Genomic DNA, 22776 nt, shown 5'->3' with positions numbered 1-22776 from the left:
TAAATAGTGAATACACAACAACTGGCAAAATTAAGATCGTTTGTGCCTGAAATGAGAAAAGTTAAGCATATTCACTTTATCGGCATCGGTGGTGCTGGTATGGGGGGAATTGCCGAAGTGTTGGCTAACGAAGGCTATGAAATCAGCGGTTCTGATTTAGCGCCAAACGTAGTCACACAACAGCTCGTTGCCTTAGGCGCGACAGTCTATTTCAATCATCGCCCTGAAAATATTCGTGGCGCAAGTGTTGTTGTGGTTTCGACAGCAATCAGTGCTGAAAACCCTGAGATTATTGCAGCAAGAGAAGCACGTATTCCTGTTATTCGTCGTGCTGAAATGTTGGCTGAATTAATGCGTTATCGTCATGGTGTAGCGATTGCCGGAACACATGGCAAAACTACAACAACGGCAATGATTTCAAATATTTATGCGCAAGCAGGTTTAGATCCTACTTTTGTTAATGGTGGGCTTGTTAAATCGGCTGGCACACATGCTCGCTTAGGTTGCAGTCGTTATTTAATTGCTGAAGCTGATGAAAGCGATGCATCATTTTTACATTTACAACCCATGGTTGCGGTCGTTACCAATATCGAAGCAGACCATATGGACACATATCACGGTAATTTTGACAATCTAAAAGAGACGTTTATTACCTTTTTGCACAATCTACCATTCTATGGCCGTGCAGTGATGTGTTTGGATGACGATGTTATTCGTTCAATTATTCCTAAAGTGGGTCGCTATATTACGACTTATGGCTTTAGTGAAGATGCGGATGTTCGTATTACGCATTATGAACAAAAAGGCGCTCAGGGCTTTTTCACGATTTCTCGTGAAGGTATGCCTGATTTACAAGTTGTATTAAATGCACCTGGTCGCCATAACGCTTTGAATGCGACAGCCGCAGTTGCAGTAGCGACAGAAGAAGGTATTGCTGACGAACATATTTTAGCCGCATTACTTAGCTTCCAAGGTACTGGGCGTCGTTTCGACTTCTTAGGTAACTACGGGCTTGAGCATGTTAATGGTCAAGAAGGTGAAGTGATGCTGGTGGATGATTATGGTCATCATCCAACAGAAGTTGATGCAACGATTAAAGCAGCGAGAGCAGGATGGCCAGATAAACGTCTAGTGATGATTTTCCAACCTCATCGCTATACACGTACTCGTGATTTATATGAAGACTTTGCCACAGTTCTCAATCAGGTTGATATTTTATTATTAACAGATGTTTATTCTGCTGGAGAAGCGCCAATTGCTGGTGCCGATAGTCGCTCACTTTGTAGAACTATTCGCCAACGTGGGAAGCTCGATCCTATATGGGTTTCTGATGTGTCTAATATTTCGTCAATATTAGCGGGTGTATTAACAGATAATGATCTTGTTTTAGTTCAAGGTGCTGGAAATATTGGTAAAATAGCGCGTCGCTTAGCCGATACAAAATTACAGCCATCTTTCAGCGAGGATTAAGGCGGATGTTTGAGCAAGTGAACATCATTTATCGTGAAACAGTCAATAAAGTCACTGTAATGATGGCGTGTTATGAGAAAATTAACACGATATTAGCGAAAAAAATGATCGAGAATTCGCTTGCTCAAATCGGTGTTGAGAAGAAATTTCAGTTAAAAAGTAAGAAAAACGAAGAAAAATTCGCAATTTCTTCTTTTAAAGTAAATAATTCTCAACAGATTGAACAATTTAGTGATTTAATTATCAAACCTAAAAGTGTTCATAAAGTATATATATGTAGGAAAAACATTAATCGCTGGAATATCGGACAAAAGGATGGGCGATTCTCTTGTTTAAACGTTGCTCAGGAGTTAGTGGGTTAATATGTCACAAGCAGCGCTAAATATAAAAGAACACAAAGAGAAGCAACATTCTGACAGACCGAGTAATGGTACTTATTTATCAGGATTAATCTTTTTCTTATGTGTGATTGCCACCATCGTTTGGGGTGGGATACAAGTGGTTAATTGGATGAAAGACGCAGATCGCCTGCCAATTTCAAAACTTGTATTAACCGGTGAAAGGCATTACACAACGAATGATGATGTGCGCCAGGCCATTTTGTCTTTAGGACAGCCGGGCACATTTATGACACAGGATGTGAATATCATTCAGCAACAGATTGAACGTATGCCATGGATTAGGCTAGTCACTGTTCGTAAACAGTGGCCTGATGAACTTAAAATCCATCTGGTAGAATATGTTCCCTTTACCCGTTGGAATGATACTTACTTTCTTGATAAAGAAGGGCGCGTTTTCAGTCTGCCAACTCAGTTGGAAAACAAAGGAAGCTATCCTTTGTTATACGGCCCTCAAGGAAGTGAAAAAATGGTGTTATCAGGTTATGTGGCAATGAGAGATCAGCTTCTTGCAAGTAACCTGAATTTAAAAGCGGCGTCAATGTCAGCCCGTCAAGGATGGCAATTAGTTTTAGACAATGATGTTCGATTGGAGCTAGGACGTAAGGATAACGAAAAACGGATCGCTCGCTTTATTGAGTTGTATCCGATACTGCAACAACAAACAGATAAACGTGTTGATTACGTAGATCTGCGTTATGACAGCGGTGGTGCAGTCGGATGGGCTCCTTTATTACTTGAGAATGAATAAACAAGACGTGGCAGATGACACGATGACGGCGAAGGCAGAACAATAATGATCAAAGCGACGGACAGAAAATTAGTAGTTGGTCTTGAGATTGGTACGGCCAAAGTAGCCACCCTTGTCGGTGAGATCCTGCCTGATGGTGTAGTGAATATTATCGGGGTGGGAAGTTGTCCATCTCGGGGCATGGATAAAGGTGGCGTTAATGATCTCGAATCTGTCGTAAAATGTGTGCAACGGGCGGTAGATCAGGCTGAGTTGATGGCTGACTGTCAAATATCTTCAGTATATTTGGCGTTATCAGGCAAGCATATCAGTTGCCAAAATGAGATTGGTATGGTGCCAATTTCAGAAGAAGAAGTGACTCAAGATGATGTTGATAGTGTGGTTCATACCGCAAAATCCGTCAAAGTAAAAGATGAACACCGTGTTTTACACGTTATACCGCAAGAGTATGCCATTGATTATCAAGAAGGGATCAAAAACCCAGTTGGATTATCGGGCGTGCGTATGCAGGCTAAAGTTCATTTAATTACCTGCCATAACGATATGGCAAAGAATATTGTAAAAGCAGTTGAACGCTGTGGGTTAAAAGTGGATCAACTGATTTTCGCGGGACTCGCTTCAAGTTTCGCTGTATTAACAGAAGATGAACGTGAATTAGGTGTATGTGTTGTTGATATTGGTGGCGGTACAATGGATATCGCTATTTATACCGGTGGCGCATTAAGACATACCCGCGTTATTCCTTATGCAGGAAATGTTGTAACCAGTGATATCGCCTATGCGTTTGGCACTCCGCCAAATGATGCTGAAGCTATCAAAGTTCGCCATGGTTGTGCATTAGGATCTTTAGTTGGTAAAGATGAAAATGTTGAAGTTCCAAGCGTCGGAGGTAGACCACCAAGAAGTCTGCAACGACAAACTCTTGCTGAGGTGATTGAGCCTCGTTATACCGAACTGCTTAATCTTGTTAATGAAGAGATTTTAAAAGTTCAAGAACAGTTACGCCAGCAAGGGATTAAGCATCATTTAGCGGCAGGTATTGTGCTAACAGGTGGTGCTGCACAGATTGATGGACTTGTTGAATGTGCTCAACGTGTTTTTCACACACAAGTACGGATCGGTAAACCGTTAAATATTACCGGGCTAACAGATTATGCGCAGGACCCCTACTACTCAACAGCGGTTGGGCTTTTGCATTACGGTAAAGAGTCTCACTTTGGTGAGGAAACTGAAACCGAGAAACGCTCTGCTGTCAGTGGTTTATTTAAGAAACTCACTGGCTGGCTAAAAAGAGAGTTTTAATAATCAGACAAATTTTAAAAGAGGTCGTTTGAGCAAGCGGCCCTGAGAAGGCACAAAACGGAGAGAAATTATGTTTGAACCTATGGAATTAACCAACGATGCGGTGATCAAAGTCATCGGCGTTGGTGGCGGCGGCGGTAATGCGGTTGAGCACATGGTTCGTGAACGTATTGAAGGCGTAGATTTCTTTGCAGTCAATACGGATGCTCAAGCGCTACGTAAAACAGCGGTCGGACAGACTATCCAAATTGGTAATGCCATTACGAAAGGCTTAGGTGCAGGTGCAAATCCTGAAGTAGGCCGTAATGCTGCTGAGGAAGATCGCGAAGGATTACGTGCAGCACTTGAAGGTGCTGATATGGTCTTTATCGCAGCGGGTATGGGCGGTGGTACTGGTACTGGTGCTGCGCCTGTTGTCGCAGAAGTGGCGAAAGAATTAGGTATTTTGACTGTTGCTGTGGTGACTAAGCCTTTTAATTTTGAAGGCAAAAAACGCATGGCATTTGCTGAGCAAGGTATTACTGAGTTATCAAAACACGTTGACTCATTAATCACTATTCCAAATGACAAATTATTAAAAGTACTTGGTCGTGGAATTTCATTATTAGATGCGTTCGGCGCAGCTAATGATGTATTAAAAGGCGCCGTTCAAGGTATCGCTGAACTTATTACTCGCCCTGGTTTAATGAACGTTGACTTTGCTGACGTAAGAACTGTGATGTCTGAAATGGGTTATGCCATGATGGGCTCAGGTGCTGCGAAAGGCGAAGATCGTGCTGAAGAAGCCGCAGAGATGGCGATATCAAGTCCATTATTGGAAGATATCGACTTATCTGGCGCACGTGGTGTGTTAGTCAACATCACCGCAGGTTTTGATTTACGTCTTGATGAATTTGAAACAGTGGGTAATACCATTCGTGCATTTGCATCAGATAATGCGACTGTGGTTATTGGTACATCTCTTGACCCAGAAATGAATGATGAATTGCGTGTAACTGTTGTTGCAACAGGTATTGGCATGGACAAACGTCCAGAAATTACCCTAGTAACTAATAAACAGAATCAGCAAAGCGCAATGGAGAATCGTTACCAGCAAATGCAAAACAGCATGTCTTCTTTCTCTTCCGTAGAAGAAAGTAAGCCTGCTGCAAAAGCCGTTAACGAACAATCTACTCAGTCAAACAAAGAACCGGATTATTTAGATATCCCTGCGTTCTTGAGAAAACAGGCTGATTAATCGCCAAAAAGATTGGCATCTCCGCTTTTTGTGCTAAACTGTCCTGCCAATTATAAGTATAATGATTGGTAGGACGGATAACATTGCGAGATAAAATGATGATCAAACAACGGACATTAAAACGAATTGTACAAGCAACTGGTGTGGGACTTCACACGGGTAAAAAAGTTACGCTTACAATGCGTCCGGTGCCAGCAAACACTGGGGTCATCTACCGTCGTACTGACTTAAATCCACCGGTGGATTTTCCAGCAGACGCAAAATCAGTTCGTGACACTATGTTATGTACTTGCTTAGTTAACGAAGACGATGTGCGTATATCAACCGTTGAGCATTTAAACGCAGCACTGGCTGGTTTAGGCATTGATAATATTGTAATTGAAGTGAATGCACCTGAAATCCCAATTATGGATGGAAGTGCGGCACCTTTTGTTTTCTTGTTACTTGATGCAGGTATCGAAGAACTTCGTACAGCGAAGAAATTCATTCGAATCAAAGAAACCGTACGTGTAGAAGATGGTGATAAATGGGCAGAGATGCGCCCATACAATGGGTTTAAATTAGATTTTACTATCGATTTTAATCACCCAGCCATTGATTCAAGTACACAGCGTTATAAACTAGATTTCTCCGCTGAATCTTTTATGAGCCAAATTAGCCGTGCTCGTACTTTTGGATTTATGCGTGATATCGAATATCTGCAATCTAAAGGATTGTGTTTAGGCGGAAGCTTCGATTGCGCAATCGTAGTTGATGACTATCGTGTTCTCAACGATGATGGCCTGCGTTTTGAAGATGAGTTTGTTCGTCACAAAATGTTGGATGCAATCGGTGATTTATTTATGTGTGGCTATAACATTATCGGTGAATTCACCGCGTTTAAATCAGGTCACGCACTAAACAATAAATTGCTCCAAGCTGTATTAGCAAAAGAATCTGCATGGGAATTTGTCACATTTGAAGACGAAGCGCAAATGCCAGTAGCCTTCAAAGCTCCCTCAATGGTCTTTGCTTAATTCCTGTGAAGGAAAGTACGTTAATTATCTCTAATTAACGTTCATCTTTGGCTGTACTTGTACTCTCTCCGGCAAGTGCAGCCAACCGTTCTAATTTCTCTCTTAATTTCTTCGGGCTTTTTTCTGCCAAATACTTTAATGACTGTGCGCTTTCTAAACTTAAGTGACGTCTCTTTATCGGTGCTTGCTCTTTTAATGATGATATTAAAGATCTTTTTTCCTGTTTTATTCCTAAAGAGGGATTTATTTTGATGTCTATTGAGGATAAGGATGGTAAAATTTCTTGTCTCAATGCAGAAAGTAATGATGGGGTTTCATAACGTAAGCGAGTTAACCAACTTGCGTTTGCAACTTCAATAATTAAAATAGCGTTGCGATAATTTGCGACACGGCACTTATCTCGTAAAGGAACGGGTAAAAGAGCCATGACGGCGCGATTTAATTTTAGTAAAATTGTTGCGCGCTGTTGTATAAGTTGTAATGTACTCTTGTTGGAACCTTCAAGTTCAATGAAGATTTTTTCCAATGATTGTGGGTAACTATCCCGCATAGATTTTGACTCCACAAAATAAAAATTAATGAGCAACGAAGGTTAATGAGAATTATAAGTTTTTGGCGACAGTTTGGCAGGCGATATTTTTGGTCGCATCTGCTTTTAGGGATGGTAGCAGCAGGTATTGGAATACCTTCGCTGTTGTCTGCTCATGCCGAGAATCCACAGCAAACTGATACCCCTTCATCTCAAAACCGTCAAAGTCAGGCACTTATTGCGTTTGATAACTTATTCTTACGTCAAAGTGTACAGAATCCTGCTTCATCCTTCACCTTTAATTACTGGCAACAACACGCAGTAAAAAATGTGATTAAACAGCTCTCTTTTGCATTCACCATTAATTCACCAGAATTGATGGTTAAAGTAAAAGATGAACCGTTACCTGTTTCTAATGTTGCAGCGGTTATGCTTGATACGCTGTATGCCTTATTAACAGAGACTCCATCATCTGCATTAAGCAACCTTCCTCTTTCTGGCTATGTTTTAGTACAGAATACAAATTCTTATCATACCGGATTATGGCTTGCACAAATCCGCGGTATTCGTGCAGGGCCTTACCTAACAGCTTAATTGGGTCACTTAATCTAATAAGATTATGATTATCTCTGTTTATCGATACAGAGGCTTTTTTCGGCGTTTCACGCCATAAATGAGAATAAAGATTTATGTTAGGTAAAATTGTAACCAAAATTTTTGGTAGTCGTAATGATCGTACAATCCGTCGTATGCGAAAAGTTGTTAATGAAATTAATAAACTAGAGCCAGAGTTTGAAAAACTCACCGACGTTGAGCTAAAAGCGAAAACAAATGAATTTCGTGAGCGTTTAAAAAACGGTGAAAAAGAAGAAGATATTTTACCAGAAGCGTTTGCGACTGTTCGTGAAGCAAGTAAACGTGTCTTTGGTATGCGCCACTTCGATGTGCAGTTAATTGGTGGTATGGTTCTAAATGAACGTTGTATTGCTGAAATGCGCACAGGTGAAGGTAAAACATTAACGGCAACATTACCTGCATACTTAAATGCGCTATCAGGTAAAGGGGTTCACGTTGTTACTGTTAATGACTATCTTGCACAACGTGACGCCGAAAATAACCGTCCTCTGTTTGAATTCTTAGGTTTAAGCGTTGGTATCAACTTGCCAAATATGGCGCCACCAGTAAAACGCGAAGCTTATAATGCTGATATCACTTATGGTACGAACAATGAATTCGGTTTCGACTATCTACGTGACAACATGGCATTTAGTCCTCAAGAGCGTGTTCAACGTAAATTACACTACGCATTAGTGGATGAGGTTGACTCAATCTTAATCGATGAAGCACGTACACCTCTGATTATTTCAGGCCCAGCAGAAGATAGCTCTGAGCTTTATATCCAAATGAACAAAGTGATCCCTCATTTGGTTTCTCAAGAAAAAGAAGATTCAGATACTTTCCAAGGCGAAGGTGATTACTCTGTTGATGAAAAAACACGTCAAGTGAATATCACAGAACGCGGTCTGGTTAAAATTGAAGGGTTATTAGCCGATGCTGGCATGATGAAAGAAGGCGAGTCTTTATACTCACCAGCTAATATTATGCTCATGCATCATGTGACAGCGGCATTGCGTGCTCATGCTCTATTTACTAAAGATGTTGACTACATCGTTAAAGATGGCGAAGTGATCATTGTTGACGAACATACTGGTCGTACAATGCAAGGCCGTCGCTGGTCCGATGGTTTACACCAAGCCGTTGAAGCAAAAGAAGGTGTGAAGATCCAAAATGAGAACCAGACATTAGCGTCAATCACATTCCAAAACTATTTCCGTTTATACGAAAAATTAGCAGGGATGACGGGTACTGCGGATACTGAAGCGTTTGAATTTAACTCTATCTATCGCTTAGAAACCATTGTTATCCCAACTAATCGTCCAATGGTGCGTAAAGATCTCCCTGACTTAGTTTATATGAATGAGCAAGGTAAATTTGCGGCCATTATTGAAGATATTCGTGAGCGTACCAAGAATGGCCAACCTGTACTTGTTGGTACTATCTCAATTGAAAAATCAGAAGAGATTTCTAAAGCGCTGACTAAAGCGAATGTTCACCATAACGTGCTGAATGCGAAATTCCACGCAATGGAAGCGGATATTATTGCTAACGCAGGTTTACCTTCAGCGGTAACTATTGCAACTAACATGGCGGGTCGTGGTACTGATATCGTGTTAGGGGGGAGTTGGCAAACTGAAGTGGCTAAACTTGAAGAGCCAACGGAAGAGCAAATCGAAGAAATCAAAGCTAAATGGAAAGAGCGCCATGATGCCGTATTAGCATCAGGTGGTTTACATATTATTGGTACTGAGCGTCATGAATCTCGTCGTATTGATAACCAGTTACGTGGTCGTGCGGGTCGTCAAGGGGATGAAGGTTCTTCTCGTTTCTATTTGTCTATGGAAGACTCTTTAATGCGTATTTTTGCTTCAGACAAAGTGTCTGGCATGATGCGTAAATTAGGCATGAATGAGACCGAAGCGATTGAGCACCCTTGGGTAACTAAAGCAATAGCAAACGCACAGCGTAAAGTAGAAAACCGCAACTTTGATATTCGTAAGCAACTGCTTGAATATGATGATGTAGCGAATGATCAGCGTCGTGCAATCTATACTCAGCGTAATGAATTACTGGATGTGGCAGATGTAAGCGAAACTATCGATAGCATTCGTCAAGACGTCTTCACTTCAATGATTGATAACTATATTCCACCTCAATCACTGGAAGAAATGTGGGATATTGAAGGTTTAACGGCATGTCTACAAAAAGACTTTGATTTAAATCTTCCAATCAAAGAGTGGTTAGATAAAGAGCCTGAATTACACGAAGAAACATTACGTGAGCGTATTTTAGAAAAATCTATCGAAGTTTATAAAGCGAAAGAAGAAATCGTTAGTGCTGAAATGATGCGTAACTTTGAAAAAGGCGTGATGTTACAAACGCTAGATTCACTGTGGAAAGAGCACTTAGCAGCAATGGATTATTTGCGTCAAGGTATCCATTTACGTGGTTATGCACAAAAAGATCCAAAACAAGAGTACAAACGTGAATCGTTCGCGATGTTTGCTAATATGTTAGAATCACTGAAATATGAAGTGATCAGCACACTAAGCAAAGTACAAGTTCGTTTACCTGAAGAAGTTGAAGAGTTAGAACGTCGTCGTCGTGAAGAAGCAGAGCGTTTAGCTAAACAGCAACAATTAAGCCATGAAGTGACAAAAGAGTCTCAAATGTCAGCAGTTGATGGTCAAGTGGCTGCAGGTAAAAAAGTGGGTCGTAATGAACCATGCCCTTGTGGATCAGGTAAGAAATTTAAACATTGTCATGGTCAGTTAGGTTAATTTATTTATCCTGATAACAAGTGTGTAATGCACTGATTAAAAAAGATCCACTCAGTCATCAGTGGGTCTTTTTTGTTATTTACAGATTGTATTCTGTTTTTTTATTTTGAATTGATCTATAAAACCCGCTTATTGTAATAACAAGCGGGTTTAGTTTACAAAAGAATAGGCATTACTCTTTTATCATGTGTCTATTACTTTTCAGAAATAGACGATTTTGTATTTACTGTTTCATTAACTTTAACAGGTGATTTTAATGATAAGTCACCACCTGCAAGTTGTTTCACTAGATCAACAGCAGATGATTTCAGATCAAGATCTGCTCCGGCTTCATATTGATGGCCTTCAATATTATTTAATTGAACGCTGCTACCGCCCAAATCAACCTGGCCTTGCTCACTTTTAATTTCAGCGCCTGTAAGTTGAGTTGTACCACTTACATTTAATGAAATAGCATTTTTGCTTGTTAAGGTTGTGGTTTGGGTAACTGCATCATTATCAATATGAGAAACTTTAATATCCGCGTTCGCCGTATGGCCTTCAGCGCCTGTTACGATATTTTTGATACCATTACCTATTGTTCCAACGCCTTTATCAATTTTGGTTTTTGTTTCGCCACTGATCCCCGTTTTATCTGCGATAGCAGAAGAAAGAGAATTGTATTTATCAGAGATAACATCAGTTGCAGATTTAATACCTGAATCAATAGTTTCTTTGATAGTGTCTTCTAATAGTGATCCACCTGCTTCAGCGGTTTTATTAACTTGGCTAGATTTAGGATCATTGTTGTGGTTGTAACCAACATTTACATCAACATTAACGTGGCGATCGCTGTCTTTTTGACTCGTTACCGTAAAATCACCGCCTACATTACCCGTTATATTATCCGCGGAAACATTTGCACCAGAAAGAGTGAGGTTTTTGTCACTATTTATAGTTAAGGAGCCAGTTTCTACGGAGGTATTTTGGTGAGTAGATTTTTGTTGATCTTCAACGTGTACTAAAACTTTGCCACCAATATTATGGATAGAGGTGGCTGGGTTTTCTTCGGTCACTTCTTTTGGCGTGGTATTGGTTTGTTTGCCATTTAAAGAGATATCTGTTCCCCAATTACTTTTGTAATCTGTGGATTGTGCTGATGTCAGTGTGGTGTCACCAGATTGAGAAGTTAATTGCGTATCTTTGCTATTAACTTTAGTTCCTTGAAGATTAACAGAGCTACCGTTAACGGTTAAATTGCCTTGATTAGCAATTGTTCCACCGTCACGAGAAACTGTTTTCTCATCTTGCTTACCAATGGCTAATTCAGCGCCACCTAACCCATTGACAGAAGAGGATTTCTCTCCCGTTTTCTGGCCAAATCCTGCTTGTAATCCGCCTGATAAGTTTTTACCTGTTTCAGTACGTTGAGATTCTGCTGCTTTGAAATCAACTTTATTCGTTGCCGTCAGAGCAACATCATTTTCACTGGTTAGATGAGTTCCTTGCAAAGTCAGATTATGACCTGAATTTAACTCAATACCTTGTGAGCCATTCACTGAACCCGCTTTCGCTGTTGTCTGATCTTTTTGATGATTTGTCCCACCTGCGTTAAAGCCACCACCATAATCTTTACTGTCTGGTGTTGTACCTACTTTCAGGTTTGCACTACCATTTACATTATGTTGATTTTCAGAATGAGTATCTGTTGCTTGTGCAAGCGTTAGATCACCGCCTGCATTTATGACAGTTTTGCCATCGCGAGCGTCAAATTTAGTGCCTTCATAATGCGCATCATCACGTACATTAATATTGATATTGCCAGCTGAATTAAACTGGCTACCTTCAGCTTTTGTTGTCGTTAAACTAGTGTCAGTGGTTTTACCTTCACCTTTAATTGCTACGGTAATGTCAGAGCCTGTTTTGGTACTGACACCAACTTGACCACCTCCCGTTGTTTCATGGAAGGACTGTTGGTGTTTATTTTGCGCTGCTTCACTAGTATGAGTGTTAGCAGTTAGCGTAACATCACCTTGAGTTGATTGATAATGAGTTCCTTGGTCATGTAAGGTGTTATTGCTGTCAGTATTAATATTACCGGCAGTAATTGATGTTGAAACTGCTTGGGTATCGTTTTGTGATTTCTGGCTTCCGCCACCTTTCACTCCAACTTCAACACCTACATTAGGTGCTTCTAAACTACTTAAGTTAGCAAGATTGTTAATGGCATCTTTAGCGGTGATTTTTTTATCTAAATCCGTATTACTTCCCGGTTTTGTGGTATCAATCCCGTCTTCTACAGCTTTCTTAATTGGTTTAGTAACACCACTATAATCAAGATTAACACCTACATCGATACCGATATTTAAAGTATCTGTTTTAGATGTTGCACTATCATTGGCAGCAAGGTGATTGATATTTTCACCCGATTCTTTATAAGTGCCATCAACTTTGTGTGATGCACCTTGGTGTGTTACATCATTGTTTGCAGTGATAGTTAAATCACCCGCAACTTGCGTTTCGCTACCTTTATTTTTGGTGATTTCGGTTGTTGTATGCTGTTGGTCATATTGGAAATCAGCTTTGTTACCGATTTTATCAACGCCACCGGTATAGCTAAATCCACCTGAAATGGTTCTATCTGTACTGTCAGTCTCTTTTTTGTTTTCTGTTGAAACAAAAGCAACATTGTCACCTGAAACAGTGGCATTACCTGCTGTTGTTTTTAAGTCAGAACCAGCAAAAGTGACATCTTTATCCGCTTGAACTTTAACACTGCCACCACTGAGGGTAGAACCGATTTGTTCTGTCTCTGTGCTATTGCTTTTATTGGATGTATGAGTGATATGAAAACCAGCACTATATTGTTTATCTTCAACTTCTTTAGCGTGACCAGTGATCTCTAATGATGTTTTTTCATCATTGATTTTCGTGGTTTGTTGTGCAGATTTAACGTTGATATCACCTAAAGACTCAATACCTAACTCGTCGGCACTTTTTATTAAGCTACCAATCACATTAACATCTTTGCCGCTGACCACAGTTAACTCTGTATCTGAAACTAATTCACTACCAGTTGAATGCTGTTGGTTAGTTTCATTCTTGTGGGAGTTTTTAGTGATGTTAAATGCAGTACCTGTACGTTCATCTGTTTTAGTGATGATTTCGCTAATCGCATTATCAATAACAACATCACCTTGAGTCGTTTTAACAAATGCGCCTTGGTTGCCTTTCACTTGGCTGCCTGTAACTTTGACACTGTTATCTGCTGCAAGTAACAGTTGTCCATTGGCCGTTAATTGTGTTGAATGGCTGACTTCTTGTTTGTTGTTATTGTTCTTATTATTACCACCACCGATCCCGCCCCAAACAACATGATTGTCGGTTACGGTTTTATCATTGTTGGTATTTTGAACATTAAGATTGATGTTCTCTTTAGCGTTGACGACAACATTCTCATTAGAATGTAATTTTGCGCCTTGAGCGGTAACAGACCCTTCGGCATTTAAACCTAGTGTCTTACCTGCGGTCAGCTCACTTGCTTTTAAGGTTTCTGTTTGATGGCTATTGCTCCAACTTCCTGTCTCTAAACGAGAAGTGTGGTTACGTTTATAGCCATTTTCACTACGATTTTCTTTTTCAACTAATCCATTGATATTAATATCTTTATTGGCATTAATTGCCAGAGTATTACCTGCATTAACTTTTGCACCTTCAAGTGTGACATCACCTTTAGTCGCTGTTAATGTTGCACTATTTTTCGCCTCAATATGGCTACCAACTTGCTGTACTAGCTCTTTTTCTTTAGTGACATCATATTGCCAAGAATAGAACCAACGATTGTCGGTATCGGTGTCCTTTTGCTGTAACTGTTTGCCATCAACAGTTAAATGGGCGCCTTGTAATAAAATATCATCACCCATTAAATCAGAGGCTTTGATTTGGTTTTTATTATCAGCGACCAAAGTGATATTTTTACCTTTTAACTCTGTTTTTGTCAGAGTCTGGCTAGAACCACTGCTATTAACAGCAATACCGCCACGGTAATTTTGATAGTTTTCACTACCCTCTTTGTCGTAACTGTCATAACGAACTTGGCTATCCGTTTGAATATTGTCCGCTCTAACACTTAATTCATTATCAGCAACAAATTTACCGGCTAATTTAACACCACTTCCTTCTGCGGTATTAATAATACGGATACGACCAGATTGCATACTTCCAAAGAAATAACTGTCTAAAGCTGACGTAGGTTTTTGTGATGAAAGAATATCAAAACGTTGAGAGAACGTGTTTTGACCTGTTAATGCAGAAATCTCAGCTGCGGTTATTTTACCTCGGCTATCAATGCGAGGTGCAATTAAATCTAAAAGACGAGGTGCATGTAATCCATTTTTACCAATAGAAAGTAAATTTGTATTATTCAGCGTGCTATAACCTTTTAATTCACCATTTTCAAACAGTGGATTACCTACAACTAAAGAAGAGCGACTGGTATTGATAAAACCGCATCCATCACAGGTAATTCCATTTGGGTTAGAAAGTACATATTCCGCCGCTATACCAAAAACTTCTTGTTGACCTAATAAGAATGAAGGATTTCGACTAACAACTTCATTTAAAATTAAAGAAGCAGCTTGTCCGTTTAAGTTACTATTGGCATTGAGTTGTCCAGCAAGCTGTGATTGCCCAGCTTCTAAGGCATTGTTAAATACGGCGCCAGGTTTGCCTACATTAAAATCTTGATATTGGTTATGAGAAATACCTTCGTTATTCGGTGTAACGATATTAATGACTTGAGTACCACCATTAACTGATGAAACATTTGGTCCTTGATTGCCCGCATCAGGAACAATACCGCCAGCATATGCATTTAGTGATACGAAAATAATCGCTAAAGATGCAGCAAGCCTACCCGAAGGAGAGAGCTTGAAGTTTTTTGATTTCATAGAGTTTTCTCCGTTTATTGCTATGAGTGTGAATCAAAATAAATATGAAAATCTAACTAACACTTGAGTAGGGTCTTTGGTTTTATTGGAATTCGTTTGGTTGTAAAGCAAATGCCCCTTAGCGACTTCGATATCGAATTGTGCTTTTTGATATTGAAGATTTAAGCCTGAACTTAGTCCATAACCACTACGCCATCCTTCATAGTTGCCATGTTGTTGAACACGACCTGCATCTAGGCCAATTCGAGGGGTGATTGAAAAGGTATTTATTCGATAAGGATAAGAAAGCGTATTGCGCAAATAGCCGCCGTTATCGCCAGAAAGTGTACTTTGATCAAAACCGCGGATCGCATTTTTATCCGTTAAACTTAGCCATTCCACTCCCGGTAAGGTGTCAGGGCTATATTGGCCAAAGAAGGCGCTATTGAATAAAAATGTAGAATTCGATATAGCAAAACGATGTTGCCAATTGGCAAAAAGCTTAACTTTTGTAAAGCGATAGTCATTACCATCGCCATTAGTAACACGAGGTGATTCGTCTGCACCAAACCAACCAATGGCTTTTTCTGCACTTAAATTCGCACTGATAACACCATTTTGAATAATATGTAAATGGTTGATACCTAGCTCTACTGTTGTAAGTGCAGGGCTACTTAAATCAAGGCGAATTTGGCTGAAATAGTTGCGTATTTGTTTATGTGTTACCTGCATATTTAAGGTATCAATCTGCTTTTGACTACGATAAAACGCGTAATCGCCCCTTAAACCAACTTGTGTTGTATCTCCAGACAAACGTACGGTACGTGTTTGTAATGCTTGATGAAATTCATACTCGGAATAGCTACCAAAAGTACTGAATGTCAATGCGCCATAAGGTAAAGAATAGAGTAGGGTGTAAGCACGATTAAAACGTGTATTGGGTTTATCAGTGGTAATGCTAGCGTTTAAGCTAACAAAATCAGATAACCCCAATGGGCTGTCTAAGCTTGCATTCGTTCGAACTAACCAGCGCCCCGAGTTTTTTTGTCCATAATTATCACTCGAAATATTTAGGTGCCATGGTGCTTGTCGCTGATTGGAGAGCTGAATAATGGAGCCACCTAATTGCGTACCAGGCAATATATCTAATTTAACTTTATTCGATTGTAAGCGGTTTGCTTGATCAAGCCCTTGATCCAATTTTGAGAGTTCAAGAGGTTCTCCTTCAATATGAGGGAAAAGTAATGCGGTGTTAACGCCTCGATCGCCACCTTCTATTTTTTCAATAAAACCTTCAATAACATACAACCCAAGTTGTTGTTCTTGATTAGGACGTAAAAATTGAATTCTGGCAGTAATATAGCCATGTTGAAGATAACGTTGAGTTAACTCTTTGATTAAACGATTAACGTCAGCACTTTTTATACATTGCTCTGGTAATGGTGTTAAGGAATCAAGATCTTTTTCATCAAGTAAAGTAATTCCTTGAACATAAACTCCATTAATAGGCAAACAATGTTCTGATTCAGTAATAAGTGTGGGGGAAGGTGAAACCTCTAATGCATTTTCTTGAAGTTGTTGATAGCGATTTTGTTCAATAAGTTGATTTATTTCACGTTGACTCTCTTGTAATGCGCGCCGCGATTCTCCCATCGAGCCTGAATAACCGGTGTCATTTGCTGTTAATCCAGTGGTTGATAATCCACTTAATAGTGTTAATAAAATAACTTTTTTTCTCATTTTACCTCAATATAAAGGTATTAATTCAAATATAAATAATATTGCTTAAATATAGAAAGATAATAATTAATGTTTTTATATTATCGTTAATTTTAGAATAATAAATACTGAGTACTCTCAATATGAAAAGAAATTAAAAATAGATGAAATAAAGATAAATTTTCATCTCTTTCGATATTAAATAGCGATATAACTAAAATGATTAACATCTCAAATTGTATTGATTAAACAAATGATTAATTTTAAGGGTGTCTAGTGTATTGATTTTCATAGTGATAATCTTCAGTGTTATTTTTCTTATTGCTTAAACTATCATCAATTCAGTAATGTTAATTAAAATTTTTTCATTTTTTATAATGAGAAGATAAATAATGAGAGGAGATTCAAAAATATAAAAATAAAGTGCTAATTAGCTTTTCATTTGTTGTTTATAAGTTTATTAATGTTTTATTTTGGAATAAATATTTCATGAATTATTATTTCATTTAAATGAATAAAATGGGTGGTTAAAAGATTAGGACTTTATTGTTAAATTACTAATCGTGTTTAACTGTTATATAAATTAGCGTGTAAATTGTACTGTTTCCTGACTATTAAGGGTTAAAGTATGTTCTCATCATTTAATGTCTTAATAATATTAAGAGGTTTCTTCAGATTGAATAAATGGTTTAATATTGATTCTGAACTCGCCTTCTTCTTTCCTGAAAAATAATCCTTTTTTATATCCATCCAAAATATATTTAATATTCTTTTTCCAGTATTATTAAAAGATAAACAAAAAGATGGAAAAGCGAAAAATCCTGTATTTATTTCTCATTTCCATTTTGACACAACAGCAGCACACGTTGAATTAAAGGTCTTGAATTCGAATATGAACCACCTGTGTTAAGACACTTTACTGCTATATTAAAACCTATCAAATAAATAATACTCCACAATAATAATGGCTCTCGTGCAATGTGATAGCTCTATCCTTATTTTAGTAAGGACTAAAAAATAGAAAATAAGTCGGTTAATAAAGAACCTTCAATTATATTGCAATTGCGTATGCAGGTACGGCTGCTTGTATCTGGGCAATTATCTGTCCTGCAGTTATGGCACTGAAAGCGCGAGATAAATTTCCCAACTCAGGCTTTAAAGTGTGGGGAGGTAAAGGATTAATTTATTCAGTTATCGCTTTTGGTGCCGTAGGGATTATTTGCCAAACATTAGCACAGTTTGGTTTGTTACCTATTTATCGTTAATTAATCAAGATAGCAAGGGAAAGAAAACCAGAGTAGCACGGTTGGATATGCGTTATAATAACACTAAGATGTTATAATGACGTTAATATTCAATAGGTTGTCTATAATGGATAAGAAGAAGCTACATATTGCTGCGGGTATTATTTGTGATCAACACAATAATGTCTTTATCACACAACGTCCTCTAAAATCGCATATGGGGGGATTTTGGGAATTTCCCGGGGGAAAATTAGAAGATAAAGAGACTCCAGAACAGGCGCTATTCCGTGAATTACAAGAAGAAATTGGTATTGATGTAACGCAATGCTCACTTTTTGAAACGGTAGAGCATGATTTTCCAGATAGACACATTACTTTATCTTTTTTCTTAGTCACGCAATGGAATAATGAGCCATATGGTAAAGAAGGACAAGAATTTAAGTGGACATCTATTGGATCGTTAAATGCTGATGATTTCCCACCTGCAAACCGCACCATTGTGGCATTATTGCAAAAGTAGAATAGTGTTAAATAAGCGTTTATAAATAAAATAGCCACTCGATTGAGTGGCTATTTTTTATGTGTAGAATTAGAAAGTTAGATGTCTTTAGGCTCATATTGCGGAGCTTCACTCCAATCATCACTATCATTAATATCACTTTGGCTTGGAATACGCTTTGATTCATCAGCCCATTCACCTAAATCAATAAGTTGGCAACGCTTACTACAAAAAGGGCGATAAGGGCTACTTTCATTCCAAACAACTTCTGTTTGACAGGTTGGACATTTTACAACTAATTCTTCGCTCATTATCTCTCCTAGATTTCATTGGTGCGATTTATGCTCATATCAATAAACATAATGTTAGCAACAAGCGATCTCAAAAGGTAGATCTAGAGGTACTGTTCCATTCTCACTATCAAGTGGTAAAAAGCGGATCGCATAGCGATTTTTGTGCCCAGAGACTTGAGGATAGATTTGGTGTTCGATGGCTATTTTAACACGTAGCAATTCAGCTTCTTCAGCACTGTCTTGATAAAAACCACGGTGACTGAGAACGGGCTTAAATGTATCTGATTGGCGAATAAGCATAAGTAAACTATTTAATGCATTTTGTAATGGCAATAACCCCGTCAGCCAGCTTTGTAATCTTTCATCACGAATTGCTTGAGGTAAGCTTAACCACAAATGTAATGCTGGTACATCAAAGTTACAACATCCACCAGGAATACTTAGGCGCTGTTTAACTAAATTGATGACTTTATCTTGTTTTAAATGTTGACCAATGCGAGGAGCTTTACTTAATACAATTGCATTTTCAGCTAATTCATCAATAATTTGAGTGACAATTGCTTTATCAACATTAGGAAATGAAAGCCATTGCTGTAATTTTTTTTGTCTTTTTTCTAATTCTTTAAGTAATTCAGCGCGGATTTCGCCACGATCAAGTACTTCAATAAATTCTGATATCGCACGGAAAAACGAGAGAGCCGTGGGTAATGAATCAATTGCACTAAAACTGTTAATTTGAATCAATGAGTTTTCAATTCTAAGCCATGAACGCATTTTTTCATTGAGGGGATGTTCGAAGATGATTGTTGTGATGTCATCACTCATGGCAATTGTCCTGTAACGCTTGTTGAGCTAATTCTAAGTAATGCTGATGAAGTTGCTTAACTTTTTCAATCATATGTTGGCTATTATCGTGATTTTCAATAATATCATCAGCGACGGCTAATCGTTCTTGTCTTTGAGCTTGAGCTTTTAAAATATTGAGAACTTGCTCTCGACTTACGCCATCTCGTTTCATGGTTCTTTCTATTTGCTCTTCCTGTGTCACATCAACAACAAGAACACGAGAGGCGAGATGCGTTAATTTATTTTCTATTAATAATGGAACAACCCAAATAAGATAGGGCGCATTAATTTGCTGTATCTGTTTTTGAGTCTCTTGCTGTATCAATGGATGGAGAAGATTGTTAACCCAATCTTTTTCTTCATTATTTTCAAAAATAATCTGGCGCAACAGCGCTCGGTTTAATGAGCCATCGGGTAGTAAAATGCAGTCACCAAAATGTTGATGCAATGCATTTAGTCCTAAGGAGTGAGGCTCTACCACTAATCGAGCAATAATATCAGCATCAACAAGAGGTACACCTAATGAGGCAAAAGTATTAGCAACGGTAGTTTTACCGCTGCCTATTCCGCCTGTAAGAGCAACCGTATAAGCCATTTGAGTTTATCTGTTTTTAATGAATTAAAATTTACTATTAGTCTAGGTATTCTAAAGCCTAATTTTGTTTTTATCACAAGATAATAACCGCAATATTTGGGTTTTATTCGGTTATTATGATAGGTGATTTTCTGCTACCCTAACATCCTACCTGATAATATGTGATAGAATTACCATCAATCAATGAGTTAGTGCAAAACATAGTAACAGCCTCTCACTCATAAAAATTGTGACTCACTGTATAGTATCACCTAACTGTAATATAGGAAGATACATAGCAATGATTAATGTACCAATAATCAATGCGATGACCGTCATAAGTATTGGCTCTAACCAAGCACTAATGGTATTTAATTGCTCATCGAGTTGATGATAAAACCAATCACTTAATTGCTGACAAAAATAGAGCAATTGCCCAGAGTTTTCTGCACAAATAATAAACTGATAACAAATAGGCGTAAAGAGTGGCTCATTTTTCATAAATAAGCTCAACGATTTACCTTGTATAATGTGATCACTCATTTTAGAAAGGAGTTGTTTATAAATAGGATGTGAAAGTTGTTCTGTTCCTATTTTTAAGCTTTGTAATAAAGGTAATCCTGCTTGTTGTGTAATACTGACTATTTGAAAAATAAGATGTAATTGCTGATATTTTAAAAGTTTACCTAAATAGGGAGTATGAAGAAGAAGAGCTTGTTCAGCGAAATAAAAGGGTGATAAAGAGTAACGAATTAAACGATAAAAAAATATTAAACCGAAGAAGATAAACGCTATCATACTGATATAATCAGTAAGCCATTGTGAAAAATTAATCAGGATTAATGTTAAATGAGGAAGTTCTGTATTAAAGGCGCTGTATAAGGACTGATATTCAGGTAAAACATAAAGCAACATAATACTGGTAATAAAAACTAATATAGTCAGTAAAAAGACAGGATATTTAAACGATTTTTTAATTTTTTTTACAATCTCTCGCTGTTTTTTTAACTGTATTATTTGCAGCGTAATCACTTCATCTAATTTTCCACTTTCTTCACCAATAAGAACAAAACGATTTAGTGAGGTCGGAAAATAAAGTGGATAGCGATTTAATTGTTTAGAAAGAGAACCTCCTTGCATTAAGTTAAAAATAATATCTTCTAATACACATTGCCAATGTGTATAACGACATTCATTTTTTAATAGTGTTAATGCAGGAAGAAGTGCTAAACCAGAATGTAGTAATAAAGCTAATTGTTCGAATAATTGAATTCGATATTGTTTATCAGCATCTTGAAATAAAACGATCTTATATAAACGAATTTTTATGGGGATTTTTTGTTGTTGAGTTAAGTTAATAAATGCTTCGTTATTCGAGGACGCAAGTATTTTTCCAGTGCATAATTCTCCTTGATAAGTTAATGCATCATAGCGATAAATTAGCTGTAATTTCATTCAATATCTCCTAGCGTTTGATAAACCTCCTCAAGTGTTGTGATCCCTTGTTTTATTAACGAAAAACCGGAATAGAATAAGTGATAAAGGGATGAATGTGTTTGTTTTGACGGCTCAAAACAGTCATAAATAGCCGTTCTTCCATTATAGCCTGAACAGCATTGCTGACAACCAACGGCTTGCCAATTTGGTAATTCGACTATTTCTTTATTGATATTAATATGCTGTTTATTGGATAAGCATATTTTACAGTGTGGACATAAACAACGAACTAATCGTTGTGAAATAATTAAACTAATACAGGAATGGATAAGATCTTTTTCAATACCTAAGTTATGTAGACGCATTATTGTAGATGAAGCCGAATTAGTATGTAAGGTTGATAATACAAGGTGCCCGGTTTGTGCTGCTTTTATTGCCATTTCGGCTGTAGATTGATCACGTATTTCACCTACCATAATAATGTCAGGATCTTGGCGTAGTAATGCTCGTAATATTGTTGTGAATGAGATCCCTGATTTTTCAGAAATTTGAATTTGATTAATCCCCTTCAAAGGTAATTCAATTGGATCTTCAACACTATTTATATTTAGGTTCTCTCTATTTAAATAGTGTAAACAACTATATAAAGTGAGTGTTTTTCCACTTCCCGTTGGCCCTGTGACTAAAATCATTCCTTGAGGTAAATTTAAATATTTTTTTAATAGCGTTAAGTGTGAAAGTTGAAAACCTAGATGATTTAATTCTGGTTGTTGTAAATTATTTATTAGTCGTAAAACAACTTTCTCACCATACAGCGTGGGAAGTGTCGCTATTCGTATTGAATATCTTTTTTCATGATAAGACCAACTAAATTGCCCATCTTGAGGTAACCGCTTTTCTGCAATATTTAAGTTAGCAAGTATCTTTAATCGAGTGACTATTTCTTCAGAGAATTCATCCGGAGGGGATGATAATAGATATAAATGATTATCTATTCTGGCGCGAACTCTTACACTGGTTTGTTGAGGCTCTATATGTAAATCAGAGACGCGTTTTAAAATACTTTCACGTAATAGATGCTCAATAAATTCTGTTGCAGAGTGTGTGATATCCATTCTTCACCTCTTTATACTTTTACTTTTTAATTTATTTGCGT

Annotated in this window: 19 protein-coding genes; 11 read left to right on the top strand and 8 right to left on the bottom strand. The window is 37.9% G+C overall.

The genetic code is table 11. From position 1 onward, the window contains the following. Positions 1 to 6: 6 nt before the first annotated feature. From murC to lpxC, 6 genes are all read left to right on the top strand, one after another. Complete coding sequence (gene murC / locus CUB63_RS07525; RefSeq protein WP_006533751.1) at positions 7 to 1470, top strand: UDP-N-acetylmuramate--L-alanine ligase; 1464 nt, start codon at positions 7 to 9, stop codon at positions 1468 to 1470. 5 nt (positions 1471 to 1475) lie between these two features. Then, positions 1476 to 1832, top strand: a complete 357-nt coding sequence (locus CUB63_RS07520) for a hypothetical protein (protein ID WP_006533750.1) — start codon at positions 1476 to 1478, stop codon at positions 1830 to 1832. Between the two features lies 1 nt (position 1833). Further along, positions 1834 to 2619, top strand: a complete 786-nt coding sequence (gene ftsQ / locus CUB63_RS07515; protein WP_006533749.1) for a cell division protein FtsQ — start codon at positions 1834 to 1836, stop codon at positions 2617 to 2619. A 45-nt stretch (positions 2620 to 2664) separates the two neighbouring features. After that, complete coding sequence (gene ftsA, locus CUB63_RS07510) at positions 2665 to 3921, top strand: cell division protein FtsA (protein ID WP_006533748.1); 1257 nt, start codon at positions 2665 to 2667, stop codon at positions 3919 to 3921. 70 nt (positions 3922 to 3991) lie between these two features. Then, positions 3992 to 5158, top strand: a complete 1167-nt coding sequence (ftsZ, locus tag CUB63_RS07505; RefSeq protein ID WP_072063378.1) for a cell division protein FtsZ — start codon at positions 3992 to 3994, stop codon at positions 5156 to 5158. Between the two features lie 98 nt (positions 5159 to 5256). Then, positions 5257 to 6174: a UDP-3-O-acyl-N-acetylglucosamine deacetylase gene (gene lpxC, locus CUB63_RS07500; RefSeq protein WP_109847831.1), complete on the top strand. Its 918-nt coding sequence runs from the start codon at positions 5257 to 5259 to the stop codon at positions 6172 to 6174. Between the two features lie 34 nt (positions 6175 to 6208). Here lpxC and CUB63_RS07495 read toward each other — a convergent pair whose 3' ends face one another. Further along, positions 6209 to 6724 (bottom strand): DUF721 domain-containing protein, encoded by a 516-nt coding sequence (locus CUB63_RS07495; RefSeq protein ID WP_006533744.1) that lies wholly within the window; start codon positions 6722 to 6724, stop codon positions 6209 to 6211. A 45-nt stretch (positions 6725 to 6769) separates the two neighbouring features. Between CUB63_RS07495 and secM the strand changes: the two genes are divergently transcribed. Together secM and secA are read left to right on the top strand one after the other, a co-directional pair. Further along, positions 6770 to 7297 (top strand): secA translation cis-regulator SecM, encoded by a 528-nt coding sequence (gene secM, locus CUB63_RS07490; RefSeq protein ID WP_109847794.1) that lies wholly within the window; start codon positions 6770 to 6772, stop codon positions 7295 to 7297. 95 nt (positions 7298 to 7392) lie between these two features. Next, positions 7393 to 10101, top strand: a complete 2709-nt coding sequence (secA, locus tag CUB63_RS07485) for a preprotein translocase subunit SecA (RefSeq protein ID WP_072063376.1) — start codon at positions 7393 to 7395, stop codon at positions 10099 to 10101. Between the two features lie 194 nt (positions 10102 to 10295). Here the strand turns inward: secA and hpmA are convergent, their stop codons facing one another. Both hpmA and CUB63_RS07475 read right to left on the bottom strand, forming a co-directional pair. After that, complete coding sequence (gene hpmA, locus CUB63_RS07480; RefSeq protein ID WP_109847793.1) at positions 10296 to 15029, bottom strand: calcium-independent hemolysin HpmA; 4734 nt, start codon at positions 15027 to 15029, stop codon at positions 10296 to 10298. A 33-nt stretch (positions 15030 to 15062) separates the two neighbouring features. Continuing rightward, positions 15063 to 16748 carry a ShlB/FhaC/HecB family hemolysin secretion/activation protein gene (locus CUB63_RS07475; protein ID WP_109847792.1) on the bottom strand — a complete coding sequence of 562 codons (1686 nt, stop codon included), beginning with the start codon at positions 16746 to 16748 and terminating at the stop codon, positions 15063 to 15065. Positions 16749 to 17355: 607 nt separating this feature from the next. Here CUB63_RS07475 and tnaC point away from each other — a divergent pair. The 3 genes from tnaC (at position 17356) to mutT (ending at position 18491) form a co-directional block, all read left to right on the top strand. Further along, entirely contained in the window at positions 17356 to 17460 is a 105-nt protein-coding gene (gene tnaC, locus CUB63_RS17970; RefSeq protein WP_109847791.1) for a tryptophanase leader peptide, read from the top strand. Positions 17461 to 17782: 322 nt separating this feature from the next. After that, positions 17783 to 17992, top strand: a complete 210-nt coding sequence (locus CUB63_RS07465) for an aromatic amino acid transport family protein (RefSeq protein ID WP_311753156.1) — start codon at positions 17783 to 17785, stop codon at positions 17990 to 17992. A gap of 106 nt (positions 17993 to 18098) precedes the next feature. Next, the gene (mutT, locus tag CUB63_RS07460; RefSeq protein ID WP_072063371.1) at positions 18099 to 18491 is read left to right on the top strand and encodes an 8-oxo-dGTP diphosphatase MutT; all 393 of its coding nucleotides are present in this window, start codon (positions 18099 to 18101) and stop codon (positions 18489 to 18491) included. Between the two features lie 77 nt (positions 18492 to 18568). Here mutT and yacG read toward each other — a convergent pair whose 3' ends face one another. The 5 genes from yacG to CUB63_RS07435 all read right to left on the bottom strand — a co-directional run bounded on the left by yacG (position 18569) and on the right by CUB63_RS07435 (position 22735). Further along, a complete protein-coding gene (gene yacG / locus CUB63_RS07455) occupies positions 18569 to 18781 on the bottom strand; it encodes a DNA gyrase inhibitor YacG (protein WP_006533733.1) in 213 nt (70 codons plus the stop codon). A 54-nt stretch (positions 18782 to 18835) separates the two neighbouring features. Next, positions 18836 to 19588, bottom strand: coding sequence for a cell division protein ZapD (zapD, locus tag CUB63_RS07450; RefSeq protein ID WP_109847790.1), 753 nt, complete (start codon positions 19586 to 19588; stop codon positions 18836 to 18838). Next, positions 19581 to 20204, bottom strand: a complete 624-nt coding sequence (coaE, locus tag CUB63_RS07445; RefSeq protein ID WP_109847789.1) for a dephospho-CoA kinase — start codon at positions 20202 to 20204, stop codon at positions 19581 to 19583. The genes zapD and coaE overlap by 8 nt, the downstream gene beginning before the upstream one ends. A gap of 234 nt (positions 20205 to 20438) precedes the next feature. Further along, positions 20439 to 21638 carry a type II secretion system F family protein gene (locus tag CUB63_RS07440; RefSeq protein WP_109847788.1) on the bottom strand — a complete coding sequence of 400 codons (1200 nt, stop codon included), beginning with the start codon at positions 21636 to 21638 and terminating at the stop codon, positions 20439 to 20441. Further along, complete coding sequence (locus tag CUB63_RS07435) at positions 21635 to 22735, bottom strand: ATPase, T2SS/T4P/T4SS family (protein ID WP_109847787.1); 1101 nt, start codon at positions 22733 to 22735, stop codon at positions 21635 to 21637. Before CUB63_RS07435 ends, CUB63_RS07440 begins: the two co-directional genes overlap by 4 nt. Positions 22736 to 22776: the final 41 nt, after the last annotated feature.

The sequence above is a fragment of the Proteus penneri genome, from assembly GCF_003144535.1.
GTDB lineage: Bacteria > Pseudomonadota > Gammaproteobacteria > Enterobacterales > Enterobacteriaceae > Proteus > Proteus penneri.
This window is presented reverse-complemented; position numbering and strand designations above follow the sequence as displayed.

What these genes read in the sequence shown, in the direction of transcription:
- CUB63_RS07520 (WP_006533750.1), top strand. Translation starts at nt 1,476, where the DNA reads ATGTTTGAGCAAGTGAACATCATTTATCGTGAAACAGTCAATAAAGTC.
- ftsQ (WP_006533749.1), top strand. Translation starts at nt 1,834, where the DNA reads ATGTCACAAGCAGCGCTAAATATAAAAGAACACAAAGAGAAGCAACAT.
- ftsA (WP_006533748.1), top strand. Translation starts at nt 2,665, where the DNA reads ATGATCAAAGCGACGGACAGAAAATTAGTAGTTGGTCTTGAGATTGGT.
- ftsZ (WP_072063378.1), top strand. Translation starts at nt 3,992, where the DNA reads ATGTTTGAACCTATGGAATTAACCAACGATGCGGTGATCAAAGTCATC.
- lpxC (WP_109847831.1), top strand. Translation starts at nt 5,257, where the DNA reads ATGATCAAACAACGGACATTAAAACGAATTGTACAAGCAACTGGTGTG.
- CUB63_RS07495 (WP_006533744.1), bottom strand. Translation starts at nt 6,724, where the DNA reads ATGCGGGATAGTTACCCACAATCATTGGAAAAAATCTTCATTGAACTT.
- secM (WP_109847794.1), top strand. Translation starts at nt 6,770, where the DNA reads ATGAGAATTATAAGTTTTTGGCGACAGTTTGGCAGGCGATATTTTTGG.
- secA (WP_072063376.1), top strand. Translation starts at nt 7,393, where the DNA reads ATGTTAGGTAAAATTGTAACCAAAATTTTTGGTAGTCGTAATGATCGT.
- hpmA (WP_109847793.1), bottom strand. Translation starts at nt 15,029, where the DNA reads ATGAAATCAAAAAACTTCAAGCTCTCTCCTTCGGGTAGGCTTGCTGCA.
- CUB63_RS07475 (WP_109847792.1), bottom strand. Translation starts at nt 16,748, where the DNA reads ATGAGAAAAAAAGTTATTTTATTAACACTATTAAGTGGATTATCAACC.
- tnaC (WP_109847791.1), top strand. Translation starts at nt 17,356, where the DNA reads ATGTTCTCATCATTTAATGTCTTAATAATATTAAGAGGTTTCTTCAGA.
- mutT (WP_072063371.1), top strand. Translation starts at nt 18,099, where the DNA reads ATGGATAAGAAGAAGCTACATATTGCTGCGGGTATTATTTGTGATCAA.
- yacG (WP_006533733.1), bottom strand. Translation starts at nt 18,781, where the DNA reads ATGAGCGAAGAATTAGTTGTAAAATGTCCAACCTGTCAAACAGAAGTT.
- zapD (WP_109847790.1), bottom strand. Translation starts at nt 19,588, where the DNA reads ATGAGTGATGACATCACAACAATCATCTTCGAACATCCCCTCAATGAA.
- coaE (WP_109847789.1), bottom strand. Translation starts at nt 20,204, where the DNA reads ATGGCTTATACGGTTGCTCTTACAGGCGGAATAGGCAGCGGTAAAACT.
- CUB63_RS07440 (WP_109847788.1), bottom strand. Translation starts at nt 21,638, where the DNA reads ATGAAATTACAGCTAATTTATCGCTATGATGCATTAACTTATCAAGGA.
- CUB63_RS07435 (WP_109847787.1), bottom strand. Translation starts at nt 22,735, where the DNA reads ATGGATATCACACACTCTGCAACAGAATTTATTGAGCATCTATTACGT.